Source organism: Myroides sp., from assembly GCF_032073645.1.
Taxonomy (GTDB): Bacteria; Bacteroidota; Bacteroidia; order Flavobacteriales; family Flavobacteriaceae; genus Flavobacterium; species Flavobacterium odoratimimum.
This window is the reverse complement of the sequence record NZ_DAMANB010000034.1, coordinates 1-22,713: the sequence shown is the minus strand read 5'-3', so window position 1 is coordinate 22,713 and position 22,713 is coordinate 1. Positions and strand designations below refer to the sequence as shown.

Annotated in this window: 12 protein-coding genes, 1 pseudogene and 1 CRISPR repeat array; of the genes and pseudogenes, 7 read left to right on the top strand and 6 right to left on the bottom strand. The window is 35.5% G+C overall.

The window, feature by feature from the left end; all coding sequences use genetic code 11:
- Positions 1–117 precede the first annotated feature (117 nt).
- Positions 118–477, bottom strand: coding sequence for an adenylyltransferase/cytidyltransferase family protein (locus RT228_RS17325; protein WP_196228610.1), 360 nt, complete (start codon positions 475–477; stop codon positions 118–120).
- A gap of 411 nt (positions 478–888) precedes the next feature.
- Here RT228_RS17325 and nagB point away from each other — a divergent pair, with 411 nt between their 5' ends.
- The 4 genes from nagB to RT228_RS17305 all read left to right on the top strand — a co-directional run bounded on the left by nagB (position 889) and on the right by RT228_RS17305 (position 6,937).
- Positions 889–1,689 carry a glucosamine-6-phosphate deaminase gene (nagB, locus tag RT228_RS17320; RefSeq protein ID WP_313139084.1) on the top strand — a complete coding sequence of 267 codons (801 nt, stop codon included), beginning with the start codon at positions 889–891 and terminating at the stop codon, positions 1,687–1,689.
- Positions 1,690–2,041: 352 nt separating this feature from the next.
- Positions 2,042–3,058, top strand: a complete 1,017-nt coding sequence (gene galE / locus RT228_RS17315) for a UDP-glucose 4-epimerase GalE (RefSeq protein WP_313139082.1) — start codon at positions 2,042–2,044, stop codon at positions 3,056–3,058.
- Positions 3,059–3,786: 728 nt separating this feature from the next.
- On the top strand, positions 3,787–5,826 hold the full coding sequence (locus RT228_RS17310; RefSeq protein WP_313139080.1) for a S8 family serine peptidase: 2,040 nt from the start codon (positions 3,787–3,789) through the stop codon (positions 5,824–5,826).
- Positions 5,827–6,481: 655 nt separating this feature from the next.
- Positions 6,482–6,937 carry a hypothetical protein gene (locus RT228_RS17305; RefSeq protein ID WP_286432499.1) on the top strand — a complete coding sequence of 152 codons (456 nt, stop codon included), beginning with the start codon at positions 6,482–6,484 and terminating at the stop codon, positions 6,935–6,937.
- A 68-nt stretch (positions 6,938–7,005) separates the two neighbouring features.
- On the opposite strand, the gene RT228_RS17300 is transcribed toward RT228_RS17305, so the two are convergent.
- The 5 genes from RT228_RS17300 to RT228_RS17280 all read right to left on the bottom strand — a co-directional run bounded on the left by RT228_RS17300 (position 7,006) and on the right by RT228_RS17280 (position 15,922).
- Positions 7,006–7,584 carry a DUF3347 domain-containing protein gene (locus RT228_RS17300; RefSeq protein ID WP_313139076.1) on the bottom strand — a complete coding sequence of 193 codons (579 nt, stop codon included), beginning with the start codon at positions 7,582–7,584 and terminating at the stop codon, positions 7,006–7,008.
- 336 nt (positions 7,585–7,920) lie between these two features.
- The gene (locus tag RT228_RS17295) at positions 7,921–9,507 is read right to left on the bottom strand and encodes an efflux RND transporter periplasmic adaptor subunit (RefSeq protein ID WP_006259950.1); all 1,587 of its coding nucleotides are present in this window, start codon (positions 9,505–9,507) and stop codon (positions 7,921–7,923) included.
- A gap of 3 nt (positions 9,508–9,510) precedes the next feature.
- Positions 9,511–10,989, bottom strand: coding sequence for a TolC family protein (locus RT228_RS17290; protein ID WP_225581798.1), 1,479 nt, complete (start codon positions 10,987–10,989; stop codon positions 9,511–9,513).
- Positions 10,990–11,323: 334 nt separating this feature from the next.
- Positions 11,324–15,139, bottom strand: coding sequence for an efflux RND transporter permease subunit (locus RT228_RS17285; protein WP_313139072.1), 3,816 nt, complete (start codon positions 15,137–15,139; stop codon positions 11,324–11,326).
- A 354-nt stretch (positions 15,140–15,493) separates the two neighbouring features.
- Positions 15,494–15,922 carry a hypothetical protein gene (locus RT228_RS17280; RefSeq protein ID WP_006259953.1) on the bottom strand — a complete coding sequence of 143 codons (429 nt, stop codon included), beginning with the start codon at positions 15,920–15,922 and terminating at the stop codon, positions 15,494–15,496.
- A 399-nt stretch (positions 15,923–16,321) separates the two neighbouring features.
- Between RT228_RS17280 and aqpZ the strand changes: the two are divergent.
- From aqpZ to cas13b, 3 genes and pseudogenes are all read left to right on the top strand, one after another.
- Positions 16,322–17,026, top strand: a pseudogene (gene aqpZ / locus RT228_RS17275) (aquaporin Z).
- Positions 17,027–17,764: 738 nt separating this feature from the next.
- On the top strand, positions 17,765–18,445 hold the full coding sequence (gene csx27, locus RT228_RS17270; RefSeq protein ID WP_006261415.1) for a CRISPR-associated protein Csx27: 681 nt from the start codon (positions 17,765–17,767) through the stop codon (positions 18,443–18,445).
- Between the two features lie 13 nt (positions 18,446–18,458).
- Positions 18,459–21,938 (top strand): type VI-B CRISPR-associated RNA-guided ribonuclease Cas13b, encoded by a 3,480-nt coding sequence (gene cas13b, locus RT228_RS17265; RefSeq protein ID WP_286420827.1) that lies wholly within the window; start codon positions 18,459–18,461, stop codon positions 21,936–21,938.
- A gap of 117 nt (positions 21,939–22,055) precedes the next feature.
- A CRISPR array of direct repeats spans positions 22,056–22,695; the repeat unit is 37 nt; unit sequence GTTGGTACTGTACACGTTTTTGGTGTGCAATCACAAC.
- Positions 22,696–22,713 lie beyond the last annotated feature (18 nt).

Sequence of the window (22,713 nt, the reverse complement as noted above, 5' to 3'; positions counted from 1 at the left end):
ATATTTATACTACTAAAAAACAAGGCGAAGAACTGTCCACTTTCACACTGGAATAGACTGTTCACTTTCACACCGGAATAGGCTGTTCACTTTCAGTGGAATATTCATTTTGTAAAGCTATCTTTTATTATAATAGATCTCTATTCCCTTTTTTAAGCAATAGTCTTTAGCTGTAAAGTCCTTACCTTTGTATTCTTCTCCAATGATGCGAACATCAATTTTATAAGAGCGCATAATATCTTCTAAGTCTTGTTCTGTGATATAAGGAACAATCTCGTCTACGTATTTACATCCTTTGAGTTGGATATATCGCTCAACTAGTGATTGAGATGCAAGCCCTTTATAGTTTTGATCTGTATGTGGATTAGTCTGTAATCCTACGATTAGGTAATCACATTGTTTTTTGGCTTCTTCTAGCATTTTGACATAACCTGCATGTAAATGATCAAAAGGACTAAAGGTTATTCCTGTTTTCATGATTTTAGACTTTGTTTTGTTGTGATGCAAACTTACTGCTTTTTTTGTATTTCTATCTATTTGTTATCCTACCTACACTATTTGGTGATGTGTATTGTGCGCCAAATAAACGTGATATACATGCCCGATGCGGTATACAAACAATTCATAATTCCTAATTCTTCTAGTATGGCTTTTTGTTTCATTTTATTAGGTCATACCTTCTGTGTAGTTGTTTTACTCAAAAAAGCAAGATATTCACCCAATGTGATGAACATCGCAAGGGATAAATGATTATATTTACAGAATCAAAATTACTCCAATAAGAAGCAAACACCTATATAGAGGTGTTTTTGTTGTTGCTATATTTTAGGAAAAGATATCGGAATTGGAGGGAATAAAATTGTTTATTGTTGTTAAGGAAAAAGATAGATGAGCGAATTATTTAAAACGCAAGAAATTACATATAGCAAAGGGGAGGCTATCAAGGTATATGAGGATAAAGATATCGCTTCGGCTTATGTAGCACAGCGTATAGCTAAAATTATAAAAGAAAAACAAAATAAGGGAGACCGTGCGATTATCGGATTGGCAACGGGATCTACTCCAAAAGGGGTGTATAAAGAGTTAATACGTTTACACAAGGACGAGGGATTGAGCTTTAGAAATGTGACTACCTTTAATCTAGATGAGTATTATCCAATCTTGCCGATAGATGACCAGAGTTATGTGTCATTTATGAAGAGCAATCTGTTTAACCATATCGATATTGACCCTCAACATGTACATATCCCTGATGGGACTTTATCGCTAGAGGGAATACAGGCGTACTGTGAGTTATATGAAAAGAAGATAGTAGACTTTGGAGGGCTTGACTTGCAATTATTAGGTATTGGTCGTACAGGTCATATCGGATTTAATGAACCTGGTGCTATACTAGAGTCTAGAACACGTCTGGTAACCCTGAATGATATTACGCGTGAGGATGCAAAGGACGACTTTGGAGGCAAGGATAAAGTACCTACACAGGCAATCACAATGGGGGTACAAACCATCACTCAGGCTAAGGAGGTAATCTTAATGGCGCTAAGCCAGCGCAAGGCAGAGATTATAAAAAAAGCACTAGAAGGAGAAATCTCCGCTGATATACCTGCTACTTTCTTACAAAGATTGTCTCATGTAGAGTATATCTTGGATAATGAAGCGGCATCGCTTTTATCTAGAACTGAGTAGGTGATATTAGAGAATGGGAGTCTGTTTTAAGGAGTTTAAAATTTGAAATTGTTACCCTACCAGTATAGGGTATATTTATCACAGATTATAGAGAAGCTGTTGTCTTAAGACAATGGCTTTTTTCATTTTATTAAGCGGTAGTGCGTATTTAGAATAATTTAATAGAGAAAAGGCTATATGTAATTTAATGCCAAGGCACACATTGTTAATTTTTAACTCTTAATTGGAAGTTCCCAGTTTTCTCAAAATAGGTGTTGACTCAAAAAAAAGATAGTTTCGACATTTTGATATTGTTAAAAAAGGTAAAAAGACTATCTTTGATGGTTAAAGAAAAAGATAAACTGTAAAAAAAATGAAAATATTAGTTACTGGAGGATTGGGGTTTATAGGATCTCATACCGTAGTAGAGCTACAGCAAAAAGGATATGAGGTAGTTATTGTAGATGATCTATCTAATTCTTCTATCGAGGTACTAGATGGTATCGAGGGGATTACTAAAGTACGCCCTTTGTTTGTGGAGTTGGATCTAAGAGATGGAGCTGGAGTAAGTAAACTTTTTGCAGATTATAAGGGTATTACAGGAGTGATTCATTTTGCGGCTTCAAAGGCTGTGGGTGAGAGTGTAGAAAAGCCTTTAATGTATTATGAGAATAATATCGTTCCTCTACTGAATCTATTAAAAGAATTAGATAAGAAAGAGAAGAGTCATTTTATCTTTAGTTCTTCGTGTACGGTGTATGGGCAAGCGGCTGTAATGCCAATTACAGAACAGGCTCCAGTACAAAAGGCCATGTCTCCTTATGGGAATACTAAGCAAATCGGGGAGGATATTATCACAGATGTGACTCGTGTAAGTAATATAAGCGCAGTATTATTGCGTTATTTTAATCCGATTGGGGCGCATGCTTCAACTTTAATTGGGGAGCTTCCTAATGGAGTTCCTCAGAATTTGATTCCGTTTATTACACAAACCGCTATTGGGTTGCGTCAGGAGTTGTCTGTATTTGGAGATGATTATGATACGCCTGATGGTACTTGTATACGAGACTATATCCATGTGGTGGACTTGGCCAAAGCGCACGTGGCAGCACTAGATAGATTGATAAAAGAAGAGAATGTAGATAAGGTAGAGGTTTTTAATGTAGGGACTGGGAAAGGATCTTCTGTAATGGAGATTATTCAGGCTTTTGAAAAAGTATCAGGAGTTAAGCTTCCTTATAAAATTGTAGCTAGAAGAGAAGGTGATATTACCCAGGCTTATGCTTCTACTACCAAAGCGAATGAAGTGCTAGGATGGAAGACAGAATTGTCGTTAGAAGAGGCGCTAGAGAGTGCCTGGAAATGGGAACAGAAGGTGCGTAATCGTTAGTCAGTTTGCATAGATGAAATCCGTGTGGAGTAATAGAACTTAACATTAATAAAATAGAATAATATTAATACAGCAATAGAGAAGTAAAAACAATTGATAACAATTCGTCCTTTTACTATCGCTTATAAAAACTCTATTGCTTTTTTTATAAGAGCCCACCTTTTGGTGGGTTTTCTTTTTTAATCCCCTTTGTATGTCTATTTCTCAGTTGTATTGGAGTTTAGGTGTAAATCCTTGCTAGCGATTTTTTGTAATATATAGATTATTTTAGTTAAAAATGAGAATGTTTTATTTGTGTTTTTTGTCGCGTAATTAGGTCCGTGATAATAAAAAATAGGCTTTTACGGTTTCCCGTAAAGGATGAATGTTTTCTATTGTTACTTTTGTCAGGAGTAAGGTACAAGAGGAACTATCCTTATTAATCACTCTTATTTATATTTTCCCAAAAAATAAATAACCTTTTACCTTACCCTAATAAAAAACCTTTCTTTTATAAGAGAGGTTTTTATTTTCTTAGATTCAACAAATAAATGCTGTTGCATTTATAACTTGAATTCACGCTTGAATTCACGCTTGAATTCACGTTTTTTATAATATCATTAAGGAGATATCCCTTATAAATATTTGAATTTCTTCATTAGTTTAGAATAGATATAAATAAAAAGCTTGAATCAGCCTCTTAGATAAGAATAAATTGTTAATTTTAGTCCCTATTAGGTATAGAAAGTATGAGAAAAATAATAGTAACAGGTTTTGCATTGTTGTGTTTAGGGGTGTATGATCATTATGGGCAGACAATCTCTACGCGTAGTGCAGTAAGGGCTACTTATGATTTAGAAAAGGCAACTAGAGAAATTAATGCATATACAACAAAAGCTGCTCTAAATAAACAAGAGGCTTTTCTGGAGGCTGAGAAAAGAAATCTGCCAACAAGTGGGATAAATGCCAGAGGGAATTATTTTGAGATTAGTGGTATAGATAAAAATGGGATTTTGCTTTATAAGTCTACCCTGAACTATGGTTCTAGATTAACAGCGAGAGTGAATGCTATCCAAAAGCAGGTTGGCGTTAATCAATACTTAGAGGGAGAGGGGATGACAGTTGGGATTATCGACGGACTACCTTTATTAGATACCCATCAAGAGTTTTATACAACAATTTCTAATACGACATCGCGTGTAACACTAGGTGAGTCTCTTCCTTCTCTGACACAATATAATGCTAAAGGGTATCAAAAAAGCCGTTTTCACGCAACTCATGTTGGAGCAACGATGGTGGGGCTAGGATATAATAACAAAGCTCAAGGTATAGCTCCTAAAGCAAAACTAGTAAGTTATTCGTGGAATAATGACTACCGCAAGATGGGGCAAATGGCCTCTGGAGGGATATTAGTTAGTAATCATTCTTATGGGTATAACTACTTTGATGATTATGGGTATTTAAATGAGCCTAGTTTGATAAGGAATTTTGGGGTTTATTCTGAGCACAGTAGAGAATTTGACCGGGTAGCTTATTTATTTGCTTATTATCAACCTGTGATAGCAGCGGGTAATGATGGGGAGTTTCACTATAATGTCTATGGAGGGGGACAGAAGGAGAACTGTAACTGTGATTTGTTAAACGATTCATCTGTATCTAAGAATGCTGTGGTGGTAGCTGCTGTAAGAGAGGTGGCTCAATATACTGGGCCTTCTGATGTGGTGCTGGCCAGCTTTAGCAGTCAAGGACCTACTAATGACTTTAGGATAAAGCCTGATATCTCGGCAAAAGGGGTAGATGTGGTTTCTGCGGCTTATCGCAATCCGAATCCTCTTTATGGAGCGGCTGAGACTAGCCTATATGCTTATAGTGATGGTACATCTATGGCGGCTCCTGCTGTTAGTGGAGTGTTTACCTTATGGCAAGAGTGGGCTATTCACACCTCTAGTGCTAATATGCCTTTTAAGTCGGCGACGTTACGCGCGTTGATGGCACATACGGCTGATGAGGCAGGACGTGCAGCAGGACCTGATCATTTGTTTGGTTGGGGGCTAATCAATGCCAAGGCTGGTGTAGATGTGATGCTAGCGGCTAAGGATAAGCGAAGTACTTCTATTGTAGAGAATGAATTAAGAGAACAACAAAAATATACTCACGAAATCCAAGTAGGTGAGAAAATGAGTAAGATGGTGGTAACCTTGGCCTGGACGGATCCACCTGGTATTGTAACATATCAAAACTCGGATGAGAACTATAAAAGAAATAATAGCGACCTAGTCAATGATCTAGATGTAGTGGTTAGAAAAGGGAAGAATACCTATTATCCGTGGAAATTAAATAAGGATTTTAATGACCTTAGAGCCATCCAAGGAGTCAATAATGTAGATAATATTGAAAAGATAGAATTATATGATGTGGAGCCTGGAACCTATGTAATCGAGGTCACTCATAAAGGAAAGTTAGAAACTGGTAAACAAGAATATTCTCTAATTAGTACTGTAGGGGAGTTTGACGATTTACAAGAAAGTAAAGTAGAGACAAAGCAAGAGATAAGGTTATGGCCTAATCCTGTGGTGGATGATCTATATGTGTCTTTAGATAAGACATACAATGGCAAGGTGGTCGATATGAAGGTGTATGATATAAATGGACGTCTAGTGTTAAGTAGTTTTGAGACTGTACAACAAGAAAGAGTGAGCATTAATATGGCAAGTCTTAATTCTAATATTTATATAGTAGAGGTAAAAGCAGACAACCTTTCTAAGACTGTTCGCATCGCAAAAAGATAAGAAGATAGTTATATATAGTAAAAGCACGAAGGCAAACCTTCGTGCTTTTTTGTTTTTACTTCACTTATCGTAAAAACAAGTATTAGTAGGTCAAAGAAGTATTTTTTGTCAAGTAATGGATGTCTGCCTTTTGGTAATTCTGAATATAAAATTGTATGGAAATTCAACTGAGTTGAGTGTTATCAAAATTACTAAAGGCATTCATTCCATCTTTATTTCAATATTCTAACGCTTTGTAATAGTTAAAGTAAAGAGTATAAGAACAATTATGAAAATTAGTTTTATTGATTAGAATATTATTTGTTGTAAAGTTAATGATTTAATGTTTTTTTGTGTTAAAAAATATTTATAATTAAATAATTTATGGTTAATAGTGTTTTATATTGTGTGTTTTTAAGTTTGGATTGTGTTTTAAATGGAATGTTCTTTTTTAAAGACATTATTCTTTAGAAATAATTCAGTTCTAGAAGCAGTAAAAAACAGTATGATACAATAGTTAATGTTTAGTGAATATCTTTTGAAATATTGCGGTATTTGATTTCATTTGTTATGTATTTTTTAAAAATAGAGGCTCTAGTTTGAATATTGTCTTGCTATTAAGTGGTATTTTGCCTTACTAACAAAATAATAGGTTGAAATTAAAACAATTAGCAATATGAAAAAGAAAGTAATTTTAGGGGCTTTTATGTTGATAGTCTCTTTGGCTAGTGCTCAGACTAAAGTAAGTGGTACTAGTATCGGTATTGATCTGGGGGGATTAGTATCTATAGTGTATGATGATGTGTCTACTCTGGGGTTAAAAGATAATCAGTGGAGAAAGATCAGAGAGTATCAAAGTGATTATGAGACAAGATATAATCATTGGGCTAGTGCTAAGCATTATAAGCAGTATGATTTAGATCGTAAAAGAGAAGAACTATACAAAGAAATCAGAATACAAATAGGTAATATCTTAACTGTAGAGCAACGCGAGAAATGGAATACAGGGGATTATAATTATAGACATTATCACCCTTATGACTATAAGAGAAAACATCACTACAAAAAGAGTAATAAGTATAAAAATAAACACAATAAAAAGCACAAGCATAAATACGATGATTGTCACTAGAGATTAAAAAAAGAAAGGCTGTCCACTTCGGACAGCCTTTTATTATTTAGACTATAAGTCTATTTAGTTTAAAATGTGATTTTGTTTTGATTAGCACCACATTTAAGCATTGAAGAACCGTATAATGGGTTAGATAGGTCTTCTACATCACTTAGCCATTGACCACCTTCACCGTTGTTGTACATTGGGCAGTATTGTTCAAATACTACTCTGTCTGTTCCAACGGTATTGATTAGTTTTACTAAGTCTTCTGTTAGGTCTTCGAATTCTTCTCTTTGTACCTTGATGTCTGTTGTATCAATCTTAGTAGCTGTTTCTACTAATTCTTTCACTAGTTCTTTTGCCTTAGCATCTTCTGTTACTACTGCATTAAGATTAGTTACTAATGTTTTACTAGCCGTAGCAGCTTCTGCTTGATTGTCCTGTTGAAGTGCTTTTTTAACTAAGAAATAAGCATCAAGAGTAGATTGTAATACATTAGATTCTTTTACTGTTGTTACTTTTTCAGCAGCGCTAGCTGTAGTGTGATCATCGTGATCATGTCCTGCGTGTTCTTCTGTCGTAGGAGCTGTTGTTTCTTGTTTTTTGTCATTACATGCAGTAAGTGTGAAAGCTAATACTGCAAAACTTAAAATTACTTTTTTCATTTGATTGTTATTTGATATTTGTTCTTTTTATTTTAAGTTACAGATTATAAATCTGCAACAACATTGTTGTCTTTGCGGCCTCTGGTTCTATTGGCAAAACTGTTTACAGGACATTTTTTTAACGCTCGGTCCTTTGTTTGCTGTTTCTTGTTTTCAATAAAGTAAAGTTAGAAAAAAGAAGGAAGAGTAGGTCTACATTCTTTTTTCTGTTTTTTGTGTGTTGTTATAGACATGTATATACATTTTGGACAAACCACATCACATTATCTAAGTATCTAATACCTTAAAAGGCACCCATTCCTAATTCTTAACTCTTAATTTGAGCGAAGCGACTTACTATCTTTCGAATTGGCAACAGCTGTGTAAGGCTTTATAATCTGCATCTGTAGCTTTGTCTAGTTCTGTATCATGTCCTACCTTGGCTACAGCTTTAGATATAGCTGCTTTAGAGGTTAGTTTCTTGTCAAAATTAAGGTGTAGTACCTTTTCTTTTACATCCCAAGAAGCAGTAGATACCCCTTTTACTTTTTTAGCAGCGGTTTCTATTCTCTCTTTACACAGGTCACAGTTTCCTTTTACTTTAAGCATAGCATGTTCTAGATTAGCACTTGCTGTAGTGCTGTGATCATTACCATGATTAGCGTGACCTGTAGCAGCAGGAGCATTATCATTATTCATCATACTTCGTTTTCCTTCTAACTGTGCGCTGGCATCAACTGTAAATACCCCATTGGTTACGATTTCTTCTCCATTTTCTAATCCTGACATTACTACATAATTCTCTCCAAGTGAAGGTCCTAATACGATTTCTCTTAGCTTAAAGGCAGGAGTAGCAGTCTTGGGTTGTTTTACATAGATTACAGAGCGTTTACCAGTCCATAGTACAGAAGATTTAGGAATGACCATTTCCTTATTGTACTGTTTTAAAGGAGCTGATATTTTTGCACTTGCGTACATTTCAGGTTTAAGGTTATTATTTCTATTATCTGTTTCAACCCTTACTTTAGCTGTTCTAGAAGTAGCGTCTATAATAGGGTTGATAAAAGCAATTTTTCCTTTAAATACTTCTCCGGGCAAACTCTGTAATGTATATTCTAATACATCTCCTTCTTTGATAAATGGAAGGTCATTCTCATAGGCATCAAATACAGCCCATAGTTTAGATAAATTAGAAATATTATACAGCACAGTTCCTTGACTGATATAATCACCTTGGTTAACATTTTTTGCCACGACAATACCACTTGTATTCGCGTGTACAGATACATAAGGAGAAACATTCCCTGTGCTCAAGACTTTGCTTATTTGAGCTTCAGACATCTTCCAAATGCGCAATTTCTCTTTAGCTGCGTCTAATAATAAGGGCTGTAAGTCTTTTAACTTAGCGGCTTCTAATAACTCTTGTTGAGCGGTTAGTAAATCAGGAGAATAGATAGTAGCGATTAGTTGTCCTTGTTTTACAGCTTCTCCTGTAAAGTTAACATATAATTTCTCAATACGACCATTGACATGTGAAGTTTGAGATTGTTGTAATCGCTCATCTACTTGTATGGTTCCATAGAGTTGAATGTCTTTTACAGCATCTTGATGCCCTACCACAGTAGTCTGTATATTAGCTAGTGCTACTGCTTCTTTAGACATCTGGATTGCCTGATCGTCTATTGCATCATCACCACCATCAGAAGACTTAAGCGGAATTAAGTCCATAGCACATAAAGGACATTTCCCTGGTTTATCCATTTTGATTTGCGGGTGCATAGAACAAGTCCATACCGTATTTCCCTCTTCTGTAGTAGCTGGTTCTCCATTGTGCTGATGCGATCCTGCACCACCAAAGACCATCCATCCTAATAATAACCCTACAAGTAATATTGCACTATAACGTACAATATTGTTTTTGAATATATTTCTTATTTTGTCCATTGCCTAAATATTTTGTGTGTTGTCACGTATTGCTAATAATTTTTTGATAGAAGCTACCATGGTATTGTAGTTAGCAATTGCTTCTGCTTTTTTTAATTGGTAATCTAATAATTGACGTTGTACTTGTATTACATTGGTTAAATCACTTTTACCTGTTACAAATTCTTTGATAATAAGGTTATAGGTCGTCTCAGCTAATGTAGTTTGCTTCTCATACAAGGTGACAATTCGTTCGGCATCATCTAATTGACTTTTGTATCCATAATACTCACTTTTTAAAGTATTGTAAGTGTCTTCGAACTTCTGATCACTAGACTTCCACCATAGTTTACCTTCTTCTTGTTGAGCTTTATACTTTTTGCGGAAGATAGGAAGGCTAACTGTTACCATCGGCATAATCATATCTTTCCCATTCATATCTCCCATAGCCAGCATTTTATCATTAGTCTTTCCGATAATCATATACTGCAATCCAAGCCCTATCATAGGGTAGCTCATTTTCTTGTCCATTTCTGCTTTTGCTTTATAGGCAAGACCTTCTTCTGTGATCATTGAAAGCATAGGATTATTAGCCTCTATGGCAAGAAGAGCATCTTGCTCTCCATAGATAAAGGAAGTTTTCTCTATTTCACCTAATACTACTTCATGGTTTGCTTCTCTGTTTAAAAGAGCATTGAATTTTGCTTTTTCTGCTTTTAATTGAGAGTGTAAGCTTTCGATATTATTCTCTATCTCTATAAGCTCTAATCCGATACGCAATACATCGGACATCCCTGAAGCGCTACTGCCGCCCATTTCGCTCATACCTACACCAGATCCCATAGAAGAAGACATTGCTGGTGCGCTACTAGCAGTAGCGCCACCACCCATACTCATTCCTCCCATACCTCCTGATGCAGAAGCAGATGGAGTAGAGGCAGTCTTAGTGCTTACTTGTGGGGTTGCACTTGGTTTTGCTGTATTTGAAGGAGCAGAGAACTTTCTAAGAGCTAATTGTTCTAATTGTTGTAAGAGTTTTTTATTCTCTTCATTATTTCTTAATTGCTCGTTTAACTTTTGCATGGCATACCATTGGGTATGTACTTGTAAAGTAATATTATCAACTACTTCTTTGTACTGCTCATTTTGCATATTAGCCATGTGACCAGCTTCTATGCGGGCACTCTTACGGGTACCAAACCAAGGAAGCATCTGCATGATACTTACATTACCAATAGAGCGTCCACCGACAATATCCATAGGCTCTGTGTAGAAGTCCATAGATAGTTCTGGATCCTGAAAAGCACCTGCTTGTGGAATCTTTTGTAAAAAGGCTTCATGAGCAAATTTCTGTGCTTTGATTCCCGGGTTATTCTCTATGGCTACATTGAGATAGCTCGATAAAGAGTCTTTAGGCTGCTGCTGCGCTACAGCCGTAGCAGTGAAGCTAGTCACTGCTAAGAAGGCCGAAGCTAAATATATATACGTTTTATTTTTGTTCATTGTTTTTTTAGTTTACGGTTTACAGTTCACAGTTTATGTCGTCACGGATTGGAAATCCACACCATCATACTTCGTTTAAGTTGCCCAAAGTCGGGAGACTTTGCGCAGCGAGTATAGTCACAGATTGGAAATCCACACCATCATATTTCGTTTAAGTTGCTCAAAGTCGGGAGACTTTGCGCAGCGAGAAATGTCTAGTAGACATTTTTAGTGAATGGGACAGGTGGCGTGTTGGCTAAATGCGTCTCTACCTTAGTGTATTGTGTGCCGACAGTGTGTATATAATGCCCGTAGGGCAACCATTCTTAATTCCTAATTCTTAATTCGTAATTAATTAAGCGGAACGCTTAATTGCCCATTCTCTCCACCAACATTGGAATACGGGTACTACAAACATGGTCATGGACTGTATTAGCATTCCTCCGAATGTAGGGATAGCCATGGGTACCATAATTTCTGCACCTTTACCCGTAGAGGTCATCACAGGAAGAAGCGCGATTAGAGCAGTAGCAGTAGTCATCGCTGCTGGTCTTACACGTTTTAATCCTGCGTATACTACCGCTTCTCGAATTTCTTCTTTAGTCTTAGGGTCTCTAGCCTCGAAGGTATCATGTATATACGTTCCCATTAGTACTCCATCATTAGTAGCTAACCCAAATAGAGCGATAAAACCTACCCAGACTGCTATACTCAGGTTGATATTGTGCATTTGGAACAAGTCTCTCATATTCATATCTCCAACAGAGAAGTTCATAAACCAAGGCTGTCCGTATAACCACAATAAGATAAAACCTCCTGCAAAGGCTACAAACACTCCTGAGAAGTGGATAAGCGATGCTGCAATCGTTTTAAACTGGAAGTATAGAATCAAAAGAATCGCTAATAAACTCAGTGGTACAATGTATAGTAATCGCTGAGAAGCTCTTTCTTGTTGTTCATAATTACCAGCAAACTTATAGGTTACTCCTTTTGGCAGGGTAAGTTCGCCAGAGGCTAGCTTAGCTTGTAATAGCTTATCTGCCTCGTGTACTACATCTACTTCTGCTTTTCCTTCTATTTTATCAAAGATGACATAACCAAGTAAGAAGGTATTCTCACTCTGAATCATCTGTGAACCTTTAGCATACTCTATATCTGCTACCTCGCTTAAAGGAATTTGAGCTCCTGTAGCAGTAGGGATTAGCATTTTTGCTAGTTCTTCTGGGTTATCTCTTAATTCTCTAGGATAACGCAATCTTACTGGGAATCGCTCACGACCTTCTACAGTAGTGGTCAAGGCCATTCCTCCGATAGCAGCACCGATTACATCTTGCAGGTCAGATACCGTAATTCCGTATCTAGCCATATTATGTCTGTTTAGGTGAATCTCTACATAAGGGGCACCTACCGCACGATCATAGAACACAGTAGAAGGCATAATAGAAGGGATGTCTTTAAGCGCCGCTTCTAATGCTTTTCCACCTACTTCTATAGATTCTAAATCTGGTCCTGATACTTTTAATCCCATTGGCGCACGCATACCTGTTGATAGCATCACTAATCTTGCCTCGATAGGCTGAAGTTTAGGAGCAGAGGTCAGTCCAGGCAAGTGAGATACATTGACAATCTCTTGCCAGATATCATCCGCCTTTTTGATCTCAGGACGCCATTGACGGAAGAACTTACCGTCTTTGTCCATAATTAAACTATCTCTAGGGATAAGTCTAAAACCATCTTCTACATTATAGGTAGTTCCATTGATGAGTTCAAACTCTCCTTGTTTATTAACTTTAAATCGCTGTCTATGTCCATTGTCATCTAGGATGTACTCTGATCTATAGTTGATCGTATTCTCAAACATCTGAGTAGGAGCAGGGTCTAGAGCAGAGTTTACACGTCCCCATTTACCTACTGTTAATTCTACTTCAGGAATATTCTGAATACGTCTGTCTAGTGTCCCGATAAACTGAAGGTTCTGTTCAATACCTGTATGAGGCATACTTGTAGGCATCAGTAAGAATGATCCTTCGTTAAGACTAGGCATAAACTCCTGTCCAATACCTGGGAAGGTCTCTGTTGATTTTTGCCAAAAAGCAGTTTCTCTAAATGATTTCCATCCCACAGTCTCAAAGCCTTTAGCTACAAAACCAAAGCTTTTGTCTGCACCTAACCATACTAGCATTCCGAATACTAATGTTAGAATAGGAATACTCATGAACTTCCAACGGTGGGTAAGTGCCCATCTTAAGATCTGCTCATAGTAAATCACTAATAACCACAATACACCTAATATAGATCCGATAGCTAAGAATACAAAGACAAAGTTTAGTCCTGTACTCTGTTGCGTCCCTAGTGGTAGCCATTCTACTGTAAGGTAGTATAAAGCCACAAATAGGGTAAGGGCTACATTGATATAATTCGCTATTGTATCTCCTTTCCAGCCTGTTGTAAACAGATTATTAATAGCCACTAATGTTAGTGTCACAGCGATAAACTCACCTGTGTATATCCACAGTCCTATACCTGCTACAGCTAAGATATAATTGGCTATTTTGCGTACTTTTTGTTTGTCTATTTTAATAGAGTATACATAGTATGCTATCGTAGGAAGCACGATGATCCCTAAGATAAATGCTGATAATAGAGCGAAGGTCTTGGTGTAAGCTAAGGGTTTAAATAGCTTTCCTTCTTGCGCTTCCATTGCGAATACCGGTAAGAAGCTGATAATCGTGGTTAGCATAGCTGTTGACAATGCGCCTGATACTTCTGATACCGCTTTGGTAATAAGATTGACAAAGGCTATTCCCTTACTTTGTATTCCTTGGGCTTTTTCTTCTTCCATGTACCTGATGATACTCTCGACAAAGACGACGCCAACATCTACCATAACTCCAATAGCAATAGCAATACCCGATAGAGCAACGATATTGGCTTCTATCCCCATATACTTCATAATGATGAAAGTCGCTAGTACACCTATGGGTAGAATACTAGAGATAATCACTGACGCGCGCAAGTTTATAACAAGTACGATCACTACGATGATACAGATTAATATCTCGTGTGCTAAGGCTGTTTCTAATGTGCCTATTGTTTCTTGTATTAATCCTGATCGGTCATAGAAAGGAACTACGGTTACTTTAGATATGGTACCATCGGCAAGTGTTTTTTGAGGAAGCCCAGCTTCCATCTCTTTTATTTTAGCTTTTACGTTACTAATCACATGCATAGGGTTAGCTCCATAACGAGCTACTACAACACCTCCTACAGCTTCAATACCTTCTTTATCTAGACCACCACGACGTGTAGCAGGCCCTAAGTTAACGAAGGCTACGTCTTTAATTTTTACAGGAACATTGTTTCGTACTGTTACTACAGCATCCTCTAGATCCTTGACATTTTTAATGTATCCCAGACCGCGTACTAAGTACTCTGCTTTATTAATTTCGATGGTCTCTGCTCCGATATCCAGGTTACTTTTCTGAATCGCAGACATCACATCCATTACAGATACGTTATAAGCGCGCATCGCATCAGGATTCACTTCTACCTGATACTCTTTTACATATCCTCCGATAGAGGCTACTTCAGACACTCCCTCTGCAGCAGATAAGTTATATTTAGTGTAGAAATCTTGTACTGTACGTAGCTCGTCTGGATCCCATCCACCTGTAGGTTCTCCTGTCTCAGGATTACGCCCTTCAAGTGTGTACCAATATACTTGTCCAAGAGCAGTAGCATCTGGACCTAATGAAGGTATAACTCCTTCTGGTAATGTACCAGCAGGTAGAGAGTTTAGTTTCTCTAAGATACGCGAGCGGCTCCAGTAAAATTCTACATTTTCTTCAAAAATGATATAGATAAACGACATCCCAAACATAGAGCTACTACGCACTGTTTTTACACCAGGAATACCCAGTAGAGAAGTCGTTAGCGGATAAGTGATTTGCTCCTGAATATCTTTAGGAGAGCGCCCCATCCACTCGGTTGCTACGATCTGTTGGTTTTCACCGATGTCAGGTATAGCATCTACTGGCACAGGATCACTTGGCAACATATTTTGGTGCCAGTTAAATGGAGCTGTTATTAGTCCCCATACAATAACTACTACCAGTAGTAATAGAGTGATTACTCTATTGTGTAAGAAGTACTTAATGATTTTATTAAGCATAAGATATATATTATACTGTATTAATAAATGACATCTGCTAATCCTTTATTTTATGCAACAATAGGTATGCCATATGCTTAGACATTATTTATAAACCTAAAATCCGATAAAAATAAATTAGCGATGATAACTAAAAAGGTAATTATCATTTGATCCACAGATAGGTACTATTACTTCTTAAGAACGAATATTTAAGTATTTATGTTGCTATATACTTACTATGTGTACATAGTAAGGTAAGTACTTTAAATAATACTTTCTTATCTAGTAATAGAGTGAAATGGTGTGGATAAAGTAACTAATATAAAAGTGACCTAAAGGTATAGGTGTGAACTAGTTACTTTTTTTAGAATATCATATACGATAAATACAGATATAAGACAAGGGGTCTATATCTTTATACTTAAATCCAGAAACAGAAACAGAAAGGGGAGAAACAGATACTAAATCAATAGATTTTAAGTCCTCTAAGTAGTTAGAGTTAAACCATTGTGATTTAATATTGGCTGTTTTAGCCTTTGTGTCTTGAACAACTTTTGGCGTTTGTACTTTTAACTCTGCTATGGTAACTAATACACGTGAAGCAACTGTACAACATGGCATATTCATATCCATACTGCGAGAACCTTGCTCCATATCACCACCACAACAAGACATACCACCATCATTACTTATCTCCATACCACAAGTCATCACCTCCTCTGTGCAAGACCACTCTATAATAGGGCTAGCCGTCACTAGGAAGGATAAGAATAGGAATAATATGGATAAGTGTTTCTTCATTTAATGTCTGAATTGTTCAAAACGATGAGACAAAGATACTTGTTTTTTAAATATATAGATAGGTTTTAAATGATTTTTGCAGACGTAAAAACACTTTTATTTTTACACTTATACAATTGTTGTTTTTTGTTGTGTAATTTCTGTTTTTGAGACAAGAAATACTCTTTTTAACCTTGAGAAAAGGGAGTGTAAAAAAGTTAAAGTCTTATAAAGTTGATAATTGAAAAGAGCACGTAATTATAGGGATATTCTATCTGTAATTTTTTATGTTCTTGTTTCTCCTCTTTTTAACATGATATTAAGGTAAAATCATATTCTCTGTATTGGTGTTAAAGAATGTTCGCACTATGTGACTTCGCTTATTCTAGAGGTCTTAATAGTAAACATATTAAAATTGCTATGAGCAATTATTTTGCAGAGTTCTTTGGGACTTTTTGGTTAGTATTAGGAGGATGTGGTAGTGCATTATTTGCAGCTGCTGTTCCTGATGTGGGAATAGGATTTATGGGAGTGTCATTGGCATTTGGTCTTACCGTTTTGACTATGGCTTATGCTGTAGGACATATTTCGGGAGGACATTTTAACCCAGCCGTTTCTGTCGGAATGTATATGGGAGGGAGATTTTCAGCTAAAGAGATTTTGCCTTATATCGGTTCTCAAATACTAGGGGCTATTGCCGCCGCTGCTACTTTGTTTTTAATCTTTAAGGGAAGTCAGATGTGTTGTATAGATCCCAGTACTCCAGGAGCATTCGCAGCTAACGGTTATGGAAACTTATCTCCAATGGGTTTAGTATGACTTCTGCCTTTATCACAGAGTTTGTTTTGACAGCTTTCTTTGTTGTAATTATTTTAGGAGCTACAGATAGATAAGAGAGCCAATGTTAAGTTTGCAGGTATTGCTATTGGGTTGGCACTGAAGTTGATTCACTTGATTTCTATCCCGATTACGAATACTTCTGTTAATCCTGTACGCTCTATTTCACAAGCTATTTTCGTAGGAGGAGAGTATGTGCCTCAACTTTGGTTGTTTATTACAGCCCCTATGCTAGGAGCAGTAGTAGGAGGGCTTATTTATAAATACCTTTTAGAAGCGAAAAAATAAAAACTCCTGTTTTGTATATATATATTAGGGCAACGCATTTAAGTATGCGGAGCCCTTTTTTGTTTTTTTGGGTTGTCTTAATTGCAGAGAGAAAAAAGGAAAAAAAGAGAATATTAGGACTATTTAATAAAATAGGAGTTGTCCTAAATATGGATTTAAAATGTGTCTCTATAACTGTGTTTTTATTGAGATTTAGAAAAGAAAAGTCTTCCATCGATATTGTTTTTTTAGGCTTGAATTGTAAAAAGTGCTATAATATGTCAAAAGAGGTAAATATAAGTCTTATCTATATTCCTTTTTTCTTGTTTTATTGTTAATAAAATGTACTTAATACATAGTAAAACAATTAAAAAAACAGATAATAATTATAATTTAATAATATTTGGGGTAGTGTAAAAATATCATGCGATTTTTTGCTAAATGGTTGTATATTTAAAATGTGGAACAACAAACTCTGGTTGTATAGAAAATATAGAAGTTTTATTTTTTTAAGCCAATAAGTAAAACGGAGTTCAAAACACCCAAAATTTTTTTCTTTTCAACTTATAGAGGCGCACAACCCTAACCAAGTCGTCGATATTAGGCAAAGAGCTATCCTATTTATAGGGTAGCTTTTTATTTGGTATCATATCATGATGAGGCCATTTATTCTTTTGCTTATATGTATTTTTGCTATTTTTTGTCTTTAAAAATACTAGTTTGTTCTGTACCTTGGGAGAGATGTTTTAATCACAAATTATGGATAAACTTTCTCTTTACGAGCTGTTCTCTTTTGTTATTCCTGGAGGTATAGCACTTCATTTATTAAATTGGTGTTCTGTCAATGTATTAAGTACAGGTACTCTATTTAATCTATCGGATTTATCAAATAGTTTGATAGCTTTAGTATTCGCTCTTCTTATAGGAGTAACACTTCATATTATCACTTTTAATATCTTATTAAAGTGTGGTAGCTACCGCCAGATAATTTATAAGTCTGTCCAAGAGATCAAACTAGATGATTATATCCAACAAGTAATTCCCTTTTTAAATCAAGAGTATTTTCACAATAAGAAACACGAGGTAGCTGCTAATACCAATAATGCTGTACCTGCAGAGAACCTATTTGATTATGCTTATTATTACTTAGAGGTAAATGGCAAAAATGCACAAGCAAAGAATTTCCAAAGTTTGTATTTCTTCTTTAGAAATATGTTTACTCTAGGGATCGTGTCTATTGTAATTCTGATTATTGCTTTAGTTTATAGTACGATAACAAGTGTAGGAAAAGATGTCTTAAGTGAGATTGTTTTTAAGATAGCTTTTTTTGCTGTTATTATTGGTATCGCTGTACCAGTAGCAAATTGGTTGAGAAAAAAGATGATTATAACAGTGTTCGGGTGTTATTATGCTGATAGAGTACACCAAACGAATAAATAATAAAAAGACGAATATGAAAGATATACTTACTACAGATACAACAGAAAAGCAAAACCGTTTTTATTCTCATAAAATAGCAGATAAATACTTCTTTGGGGGATATTTTAATCTTGCTTCTAATAATATTTATGAGGTCTTTGAGGAGGTAAACAAGAGAAATACTTTTGGTAAACTAGCTAAGCGAGATAATGGTAATTTAAAGAATTATATTATTCATGTTTTTAAAGATGAGTTGAGTATTAGTGATTTTGAAAAACGTGTGGCAATATTCGCAAGTTATTTTCCTATTTTAGAAACAGTGGATAAGAAGAGTATTAAGGAACGAAATAGAACCATAGACCTTACTCTTTCTCAACGAATAAGACAGTTTAGAGAGATGCTTATCTCTTTAGTAACTGCAGTTGACCAGTTGCGTAATTTTTACACACATTATCACCACAGTGATATAGTGATAGAAAATAAGGTATTGGACTTCTTAAATAGTTCATTCGTGTCAACAGCGCTCCATGTGAAAGATAAATATTTAAAAACAGATAAAACCAAAGAGTTTTTAAAAGAGACTATTGCAGCTGAACTAGATATTCTGATTGAGGCGTATAAAAAGAAGCAGATAGAGAAGAAGAATACTAGGTTTAAAGCTAATAAAAGAGAGGATATTCTCAATGCGATATATAATGAGGCTTTTTGGTCATTTATTAATGATAAAGATAAAGATAAAGATAAAGAGACGGTAGTAGCAAAAGGTGCGGATGCTTATTTTGAGAAGAACCATCATAAAAGTAATGATCCTGACTTTGCTTTAAATATCTCTGAGAAAGGTATTGTATATCTGTTGTCTTTCTTTCTGACAAATAAAGAAATGGATAGTCTAAAGGCAAATTTGACAGGCTTTAAAGGAAAGGTTGATAGAGAAAGTGGTAATAGCATTAAATATATGGCTACACAGCGTATCTATTCTTTTCATACTTATAGAGGATTAAAACAAAAGATACGTACATCAGAAGAAGGGGTAAAAGAAACGCTACTGATGCAAATGATAGATGAGCTGAGTAAAGTGCCGAATGTTGTATATCAACATTTATCAACAACTCAACAAAATAGTTTTATAGAGGACTGGAATGAGTATTATAAAGACTATGAGGATGACGTAGAAACAGATGATCTGTCAAGAGTAATTCACCCAGTGATTCGCAAGCGCTATGAAGACAGGTTTAACTATTTTGCTATTCGTTTCTTAGATGAGTTTTTTGATTTCCCTACGTTGAGATTTCAAGTACATTTAGGAGATTATGTACACGATAGAAGAACGAAACAGTTAGGGAAAGTAGAATCAGATAGGATAATCAAGGAGAAGGTAACAGTATTTGCACGCTTAAAAGATATAAATAGTGCTAAAGCGAGTTATTTTCACTCGTTAGAAGAGCAGGATAAGGAGGAGTTAGATAATAAATGGACTTTATTCCCTAACCCGAGTTATGACTTCCCTAAAGAGCATACTCTTCAGCATCAAGGTGAACAAAAGAATGCAGGAAAGATAGGTATCTATGTAAAACTTAGAGATACCCAATATAAAGAGAAGGCAGCTTTAGAAGGAGCTAGGAAGTCATTAAACCCTAAAGAGAGGTCTGCTACTAAGGCTAGTAAATATGATATTATTACACAAATAATAGAAGCAAATGATAATGTAAAAAGCGAAAAACCTTTAGTGTTCACTGGTCAACCTATTGCATATCTAAGTATGAATGATATACATTCAATGCTTTTCTCTTTATTAACAGATAATGCGGAGTTAAAGAAAACTCCTGAAGAGGTAGAAGCAAAGCTAATAGACCAAATAGGTAAACAGATAAATGAGATTCTTAGTAAAGATACTGAGACTAAAATACTAAAAAAGTATAAGGACAACGACTTAAAAGATACTGATACTGATAAGATAACTAGAGATTTAGTTCGTGATAAAGAGGAGATAGAGAAGCTAATCCTAGAACAGAAACAAAGAGCAGAAGATTATAATTATACATCTAGTACAAAATTTAATATTGATAAAAGTAGAAAAAGGAAACACCTTTTATTTAATGCTGAAAAAGGAAAGATAGGAGTATGGTTAGCCAATGATATTAAACGCTTTATGACAGAGGAGTTTAAGTCTAAGTGGAAGGGATATCAGCATACCGAACTACAGAAACTCTTTGCTTATTATGATACAAGTAAAAGTGATTTGGAGTTAATTCTTAGTGATATGGTGATGGTCAAGGATTACCCTATTGAGTTAATAGATTTAGTTCGGAAGTCAAGAACATTAGTTGATTTTCTGAATAAGTATTTAGAAGCAAGGTTAGGATATATAGAGAATGTCATCACAAGAGTAAAGAATAGTATAGGAACTCCACAGTTTAAAACGGTTCGTAAAGAGTGTTTTACTTTCTTAAAAAAGTCTAACTACACTGTAGTTTCTTTAGATAAACAAGTAGAACGCATTCTATCTATGCCACTCTTTATAGAACGTGGTTTTATGGATAATAAACCTACGATGTTAGAAGGCAAAAGCTATCAACAGCATAAGGAAGACTTTGCTGATTGGTTCGTACATTATAAAGAGAATAGCAACTATCAGAACTTCTATGATACAGAAGTTTATGAGATAATAACGGAGGATAAAAGAGAAAAGGCTAAAGTATCCAAGAAAATAAAGCAACAGCAGAAGAATGATGTATTCACACTGATGATGGTGAATTATATGCTAGAAGAAGTATTGAAATTATCATCTAACGACCGTTTAAGCTTAAATGAGCTCTATCAAACTAAAGAGGAGCGTATAGTGAATAAACAAGTAGCTAAGGATACACAGGAGCGTAATAAAAACTATATTTGGAACAAGGTCGTTGACCTTCAATTATGCGAAGGTTTGGTTTGTATAGATAAGGTGAAACTAAAAGATATAGGCAACTTTAGAAAATATGAGAATGATAGTCGTGTAAAAGAGTTTCTTACTTATCAGTCGGACATAGTCTGGAGTGCTTATTTATCGAATGAAGTAGATAGTAAGAAACTCTATGTAATAGAACGTCAGCTTGATAATTATGAGTCTATTAGAAGCAAAGAGCTTTTAAAAGAGGTACAAGAAATAGAGTGTAGCGTCTATAATCAAGTAGCGAATAAAGAGTCTTTAAAACAATCAGGTAATGAGAACTTTAAACAATATGTACTTCAGGGTTTACTGCCTATAGGTATGGATGTAAGAGAGATGCTTATATTATCAACTGACGTCAAGTTTAAAAAAGAGGAGATTATACAGTTAGGACAAGCTGGGGAAGTAGAGCAAGATTTGTATAGTCTAATCTATATCCGTAATAAGTTTGCTCACAACCAACTGCCGATTAAGGAGTTCTTTGATTTCTGTGAAAATAATTATAGATCGATTAGTGATAATGAATACTATGCTGAGTATTATATGGAGATATTCAGATCTATTAAAGAGAAATATGCAAACTAGGATGAAAAAAATAGTATTTAAAAGAAATAATATAAGAAGAGATAAGCCTTTTTTTAGAAGTATAAAAGGCATTGCACCCTAGTAAATATAGTACATCTGACCTCTGCAAATGTAGAGGTTGGTACTGTACACGTTTTTGGTGTGCAATCACAACCTATAAATTCTACATCAGTAAACTTAAATGGTTGGTACTGTACACGTTTTTGGTGTGCAATCACAACTACAACCTTTACGATACGCAATAGGATGGTGTTGGTACTGTACACGTTTTTGGTGTGCAATCACAACCTGAACAATATCTATTTGCTCAGCATACTTGTTGGTACTGTACACGTTTTTGGTGTGCAATCACAACAAGGTTTTAAAGCAATTTGTTTTCCTTTATGTTGGTACTGTACACGTTTTTGGTGTGCAATCACAACATCAAAAACTACTACGTTATCTTGGCTGTAGTTGGTACTGTACACGTTTTTGGTGTGCAATCACAACCACAATGACCTTGTTTTGGTTTTATACTACGTTGGTACTGTACACGTTTTTGGTGTGCAATCACAACCACAATGACCTTGTTTTGGTTTTATACTACGTTGGTACTGTACACGTTTTTGGTGTGCAATCACAACAAAAATACATCGTAGTACTCAGCTATCTCTGTTGGTACTGTACACGTTTTTGGTGTGCAATCACAACAAAAATACATCGTAGTACTCAGCTATCTCTGTTGGTACTGTACACGTTTTTGGTGTGCAATCACAACAAAAATACATCGTAGTAC

Coding starts and splice junctions, on each gene's coding strand:
- RT228_RS17325 (WP_196228610.1), bottom strand. CDS start 477: ATGAAAACAGGAATAACCTTTAGTCCTTTTGATCATTTACATGCAGGT.
- nagB (WP_313139084.1), top strand. CDS start 889: ATGAGCGAATTATTTAAAACGCAAGAAATTACATATAGCAAAGGGGAG.
- galE (WP_313139082.1), top strand. CDS start 2,042: ATGAAAATATTAGTTACTGGAGGATTGGGGTTTATAGGATCTCATACC.
- RT228_RS17310 (WP_313139080.1), top strand. CDS start 3,787: ATGAGAAAAATAATAGTAACAGGTTTTGCATTGTTGTGTTTAGGGGTG.
- RT228_RS17305 (WP_286432499.1), top strand. CDS start 6,482: ATGAAAAAGAAAGTAATTTTAGGGGCTTTTATGTTGATAGTCTCTTTG.
- RT228_RS17300 (WP_313139076.1), bottom strand. CDS start 7,584: ATGAAAAAAGTAATTTTAAGTTTTGCAGTATTAGCTTTCACACTTACT.
- RT228_RS17295 (WP_006259950.1), bottom strand. CDS start 9,507: ATGGACAAAATAAGAAATATATTCAAAAACAATATTGTACGTTATAGT.
- RT228_RS17290 (WP_225581798.1), bottom strand. CDS start 10,989: ATGAACAAAAATAAAACGTATATATATTTAGCTTCGGCCTTCTTAGCA.
- RT228_RS17285 (WP_313139072.1), bottom strand. CDS start 15,139: ATGCTTAATAAAATCATTAAGTACTTCTTACACAATAGAGTAATCACT.
- RT228_RS17280 (WP_006259953.1), bottom strand. CDS start 15,922: ATGAAGAAACACTTATCCATATTATTCCTATTCTTATCCTTCCTAGTG.
- csx27 (WP_006261415.1), top strand. CDS start 17,765: ATGGATAAACTTTCTCTTTACGAGCTGTTCTCTTTTGTTATTCCTGGA.
- cas13b (WP_286420827.1), top strand. CDS start 18,459: ATGAAAGATATACTTACTACAGATACAACAGAAAAGCAAAACCGTTTT.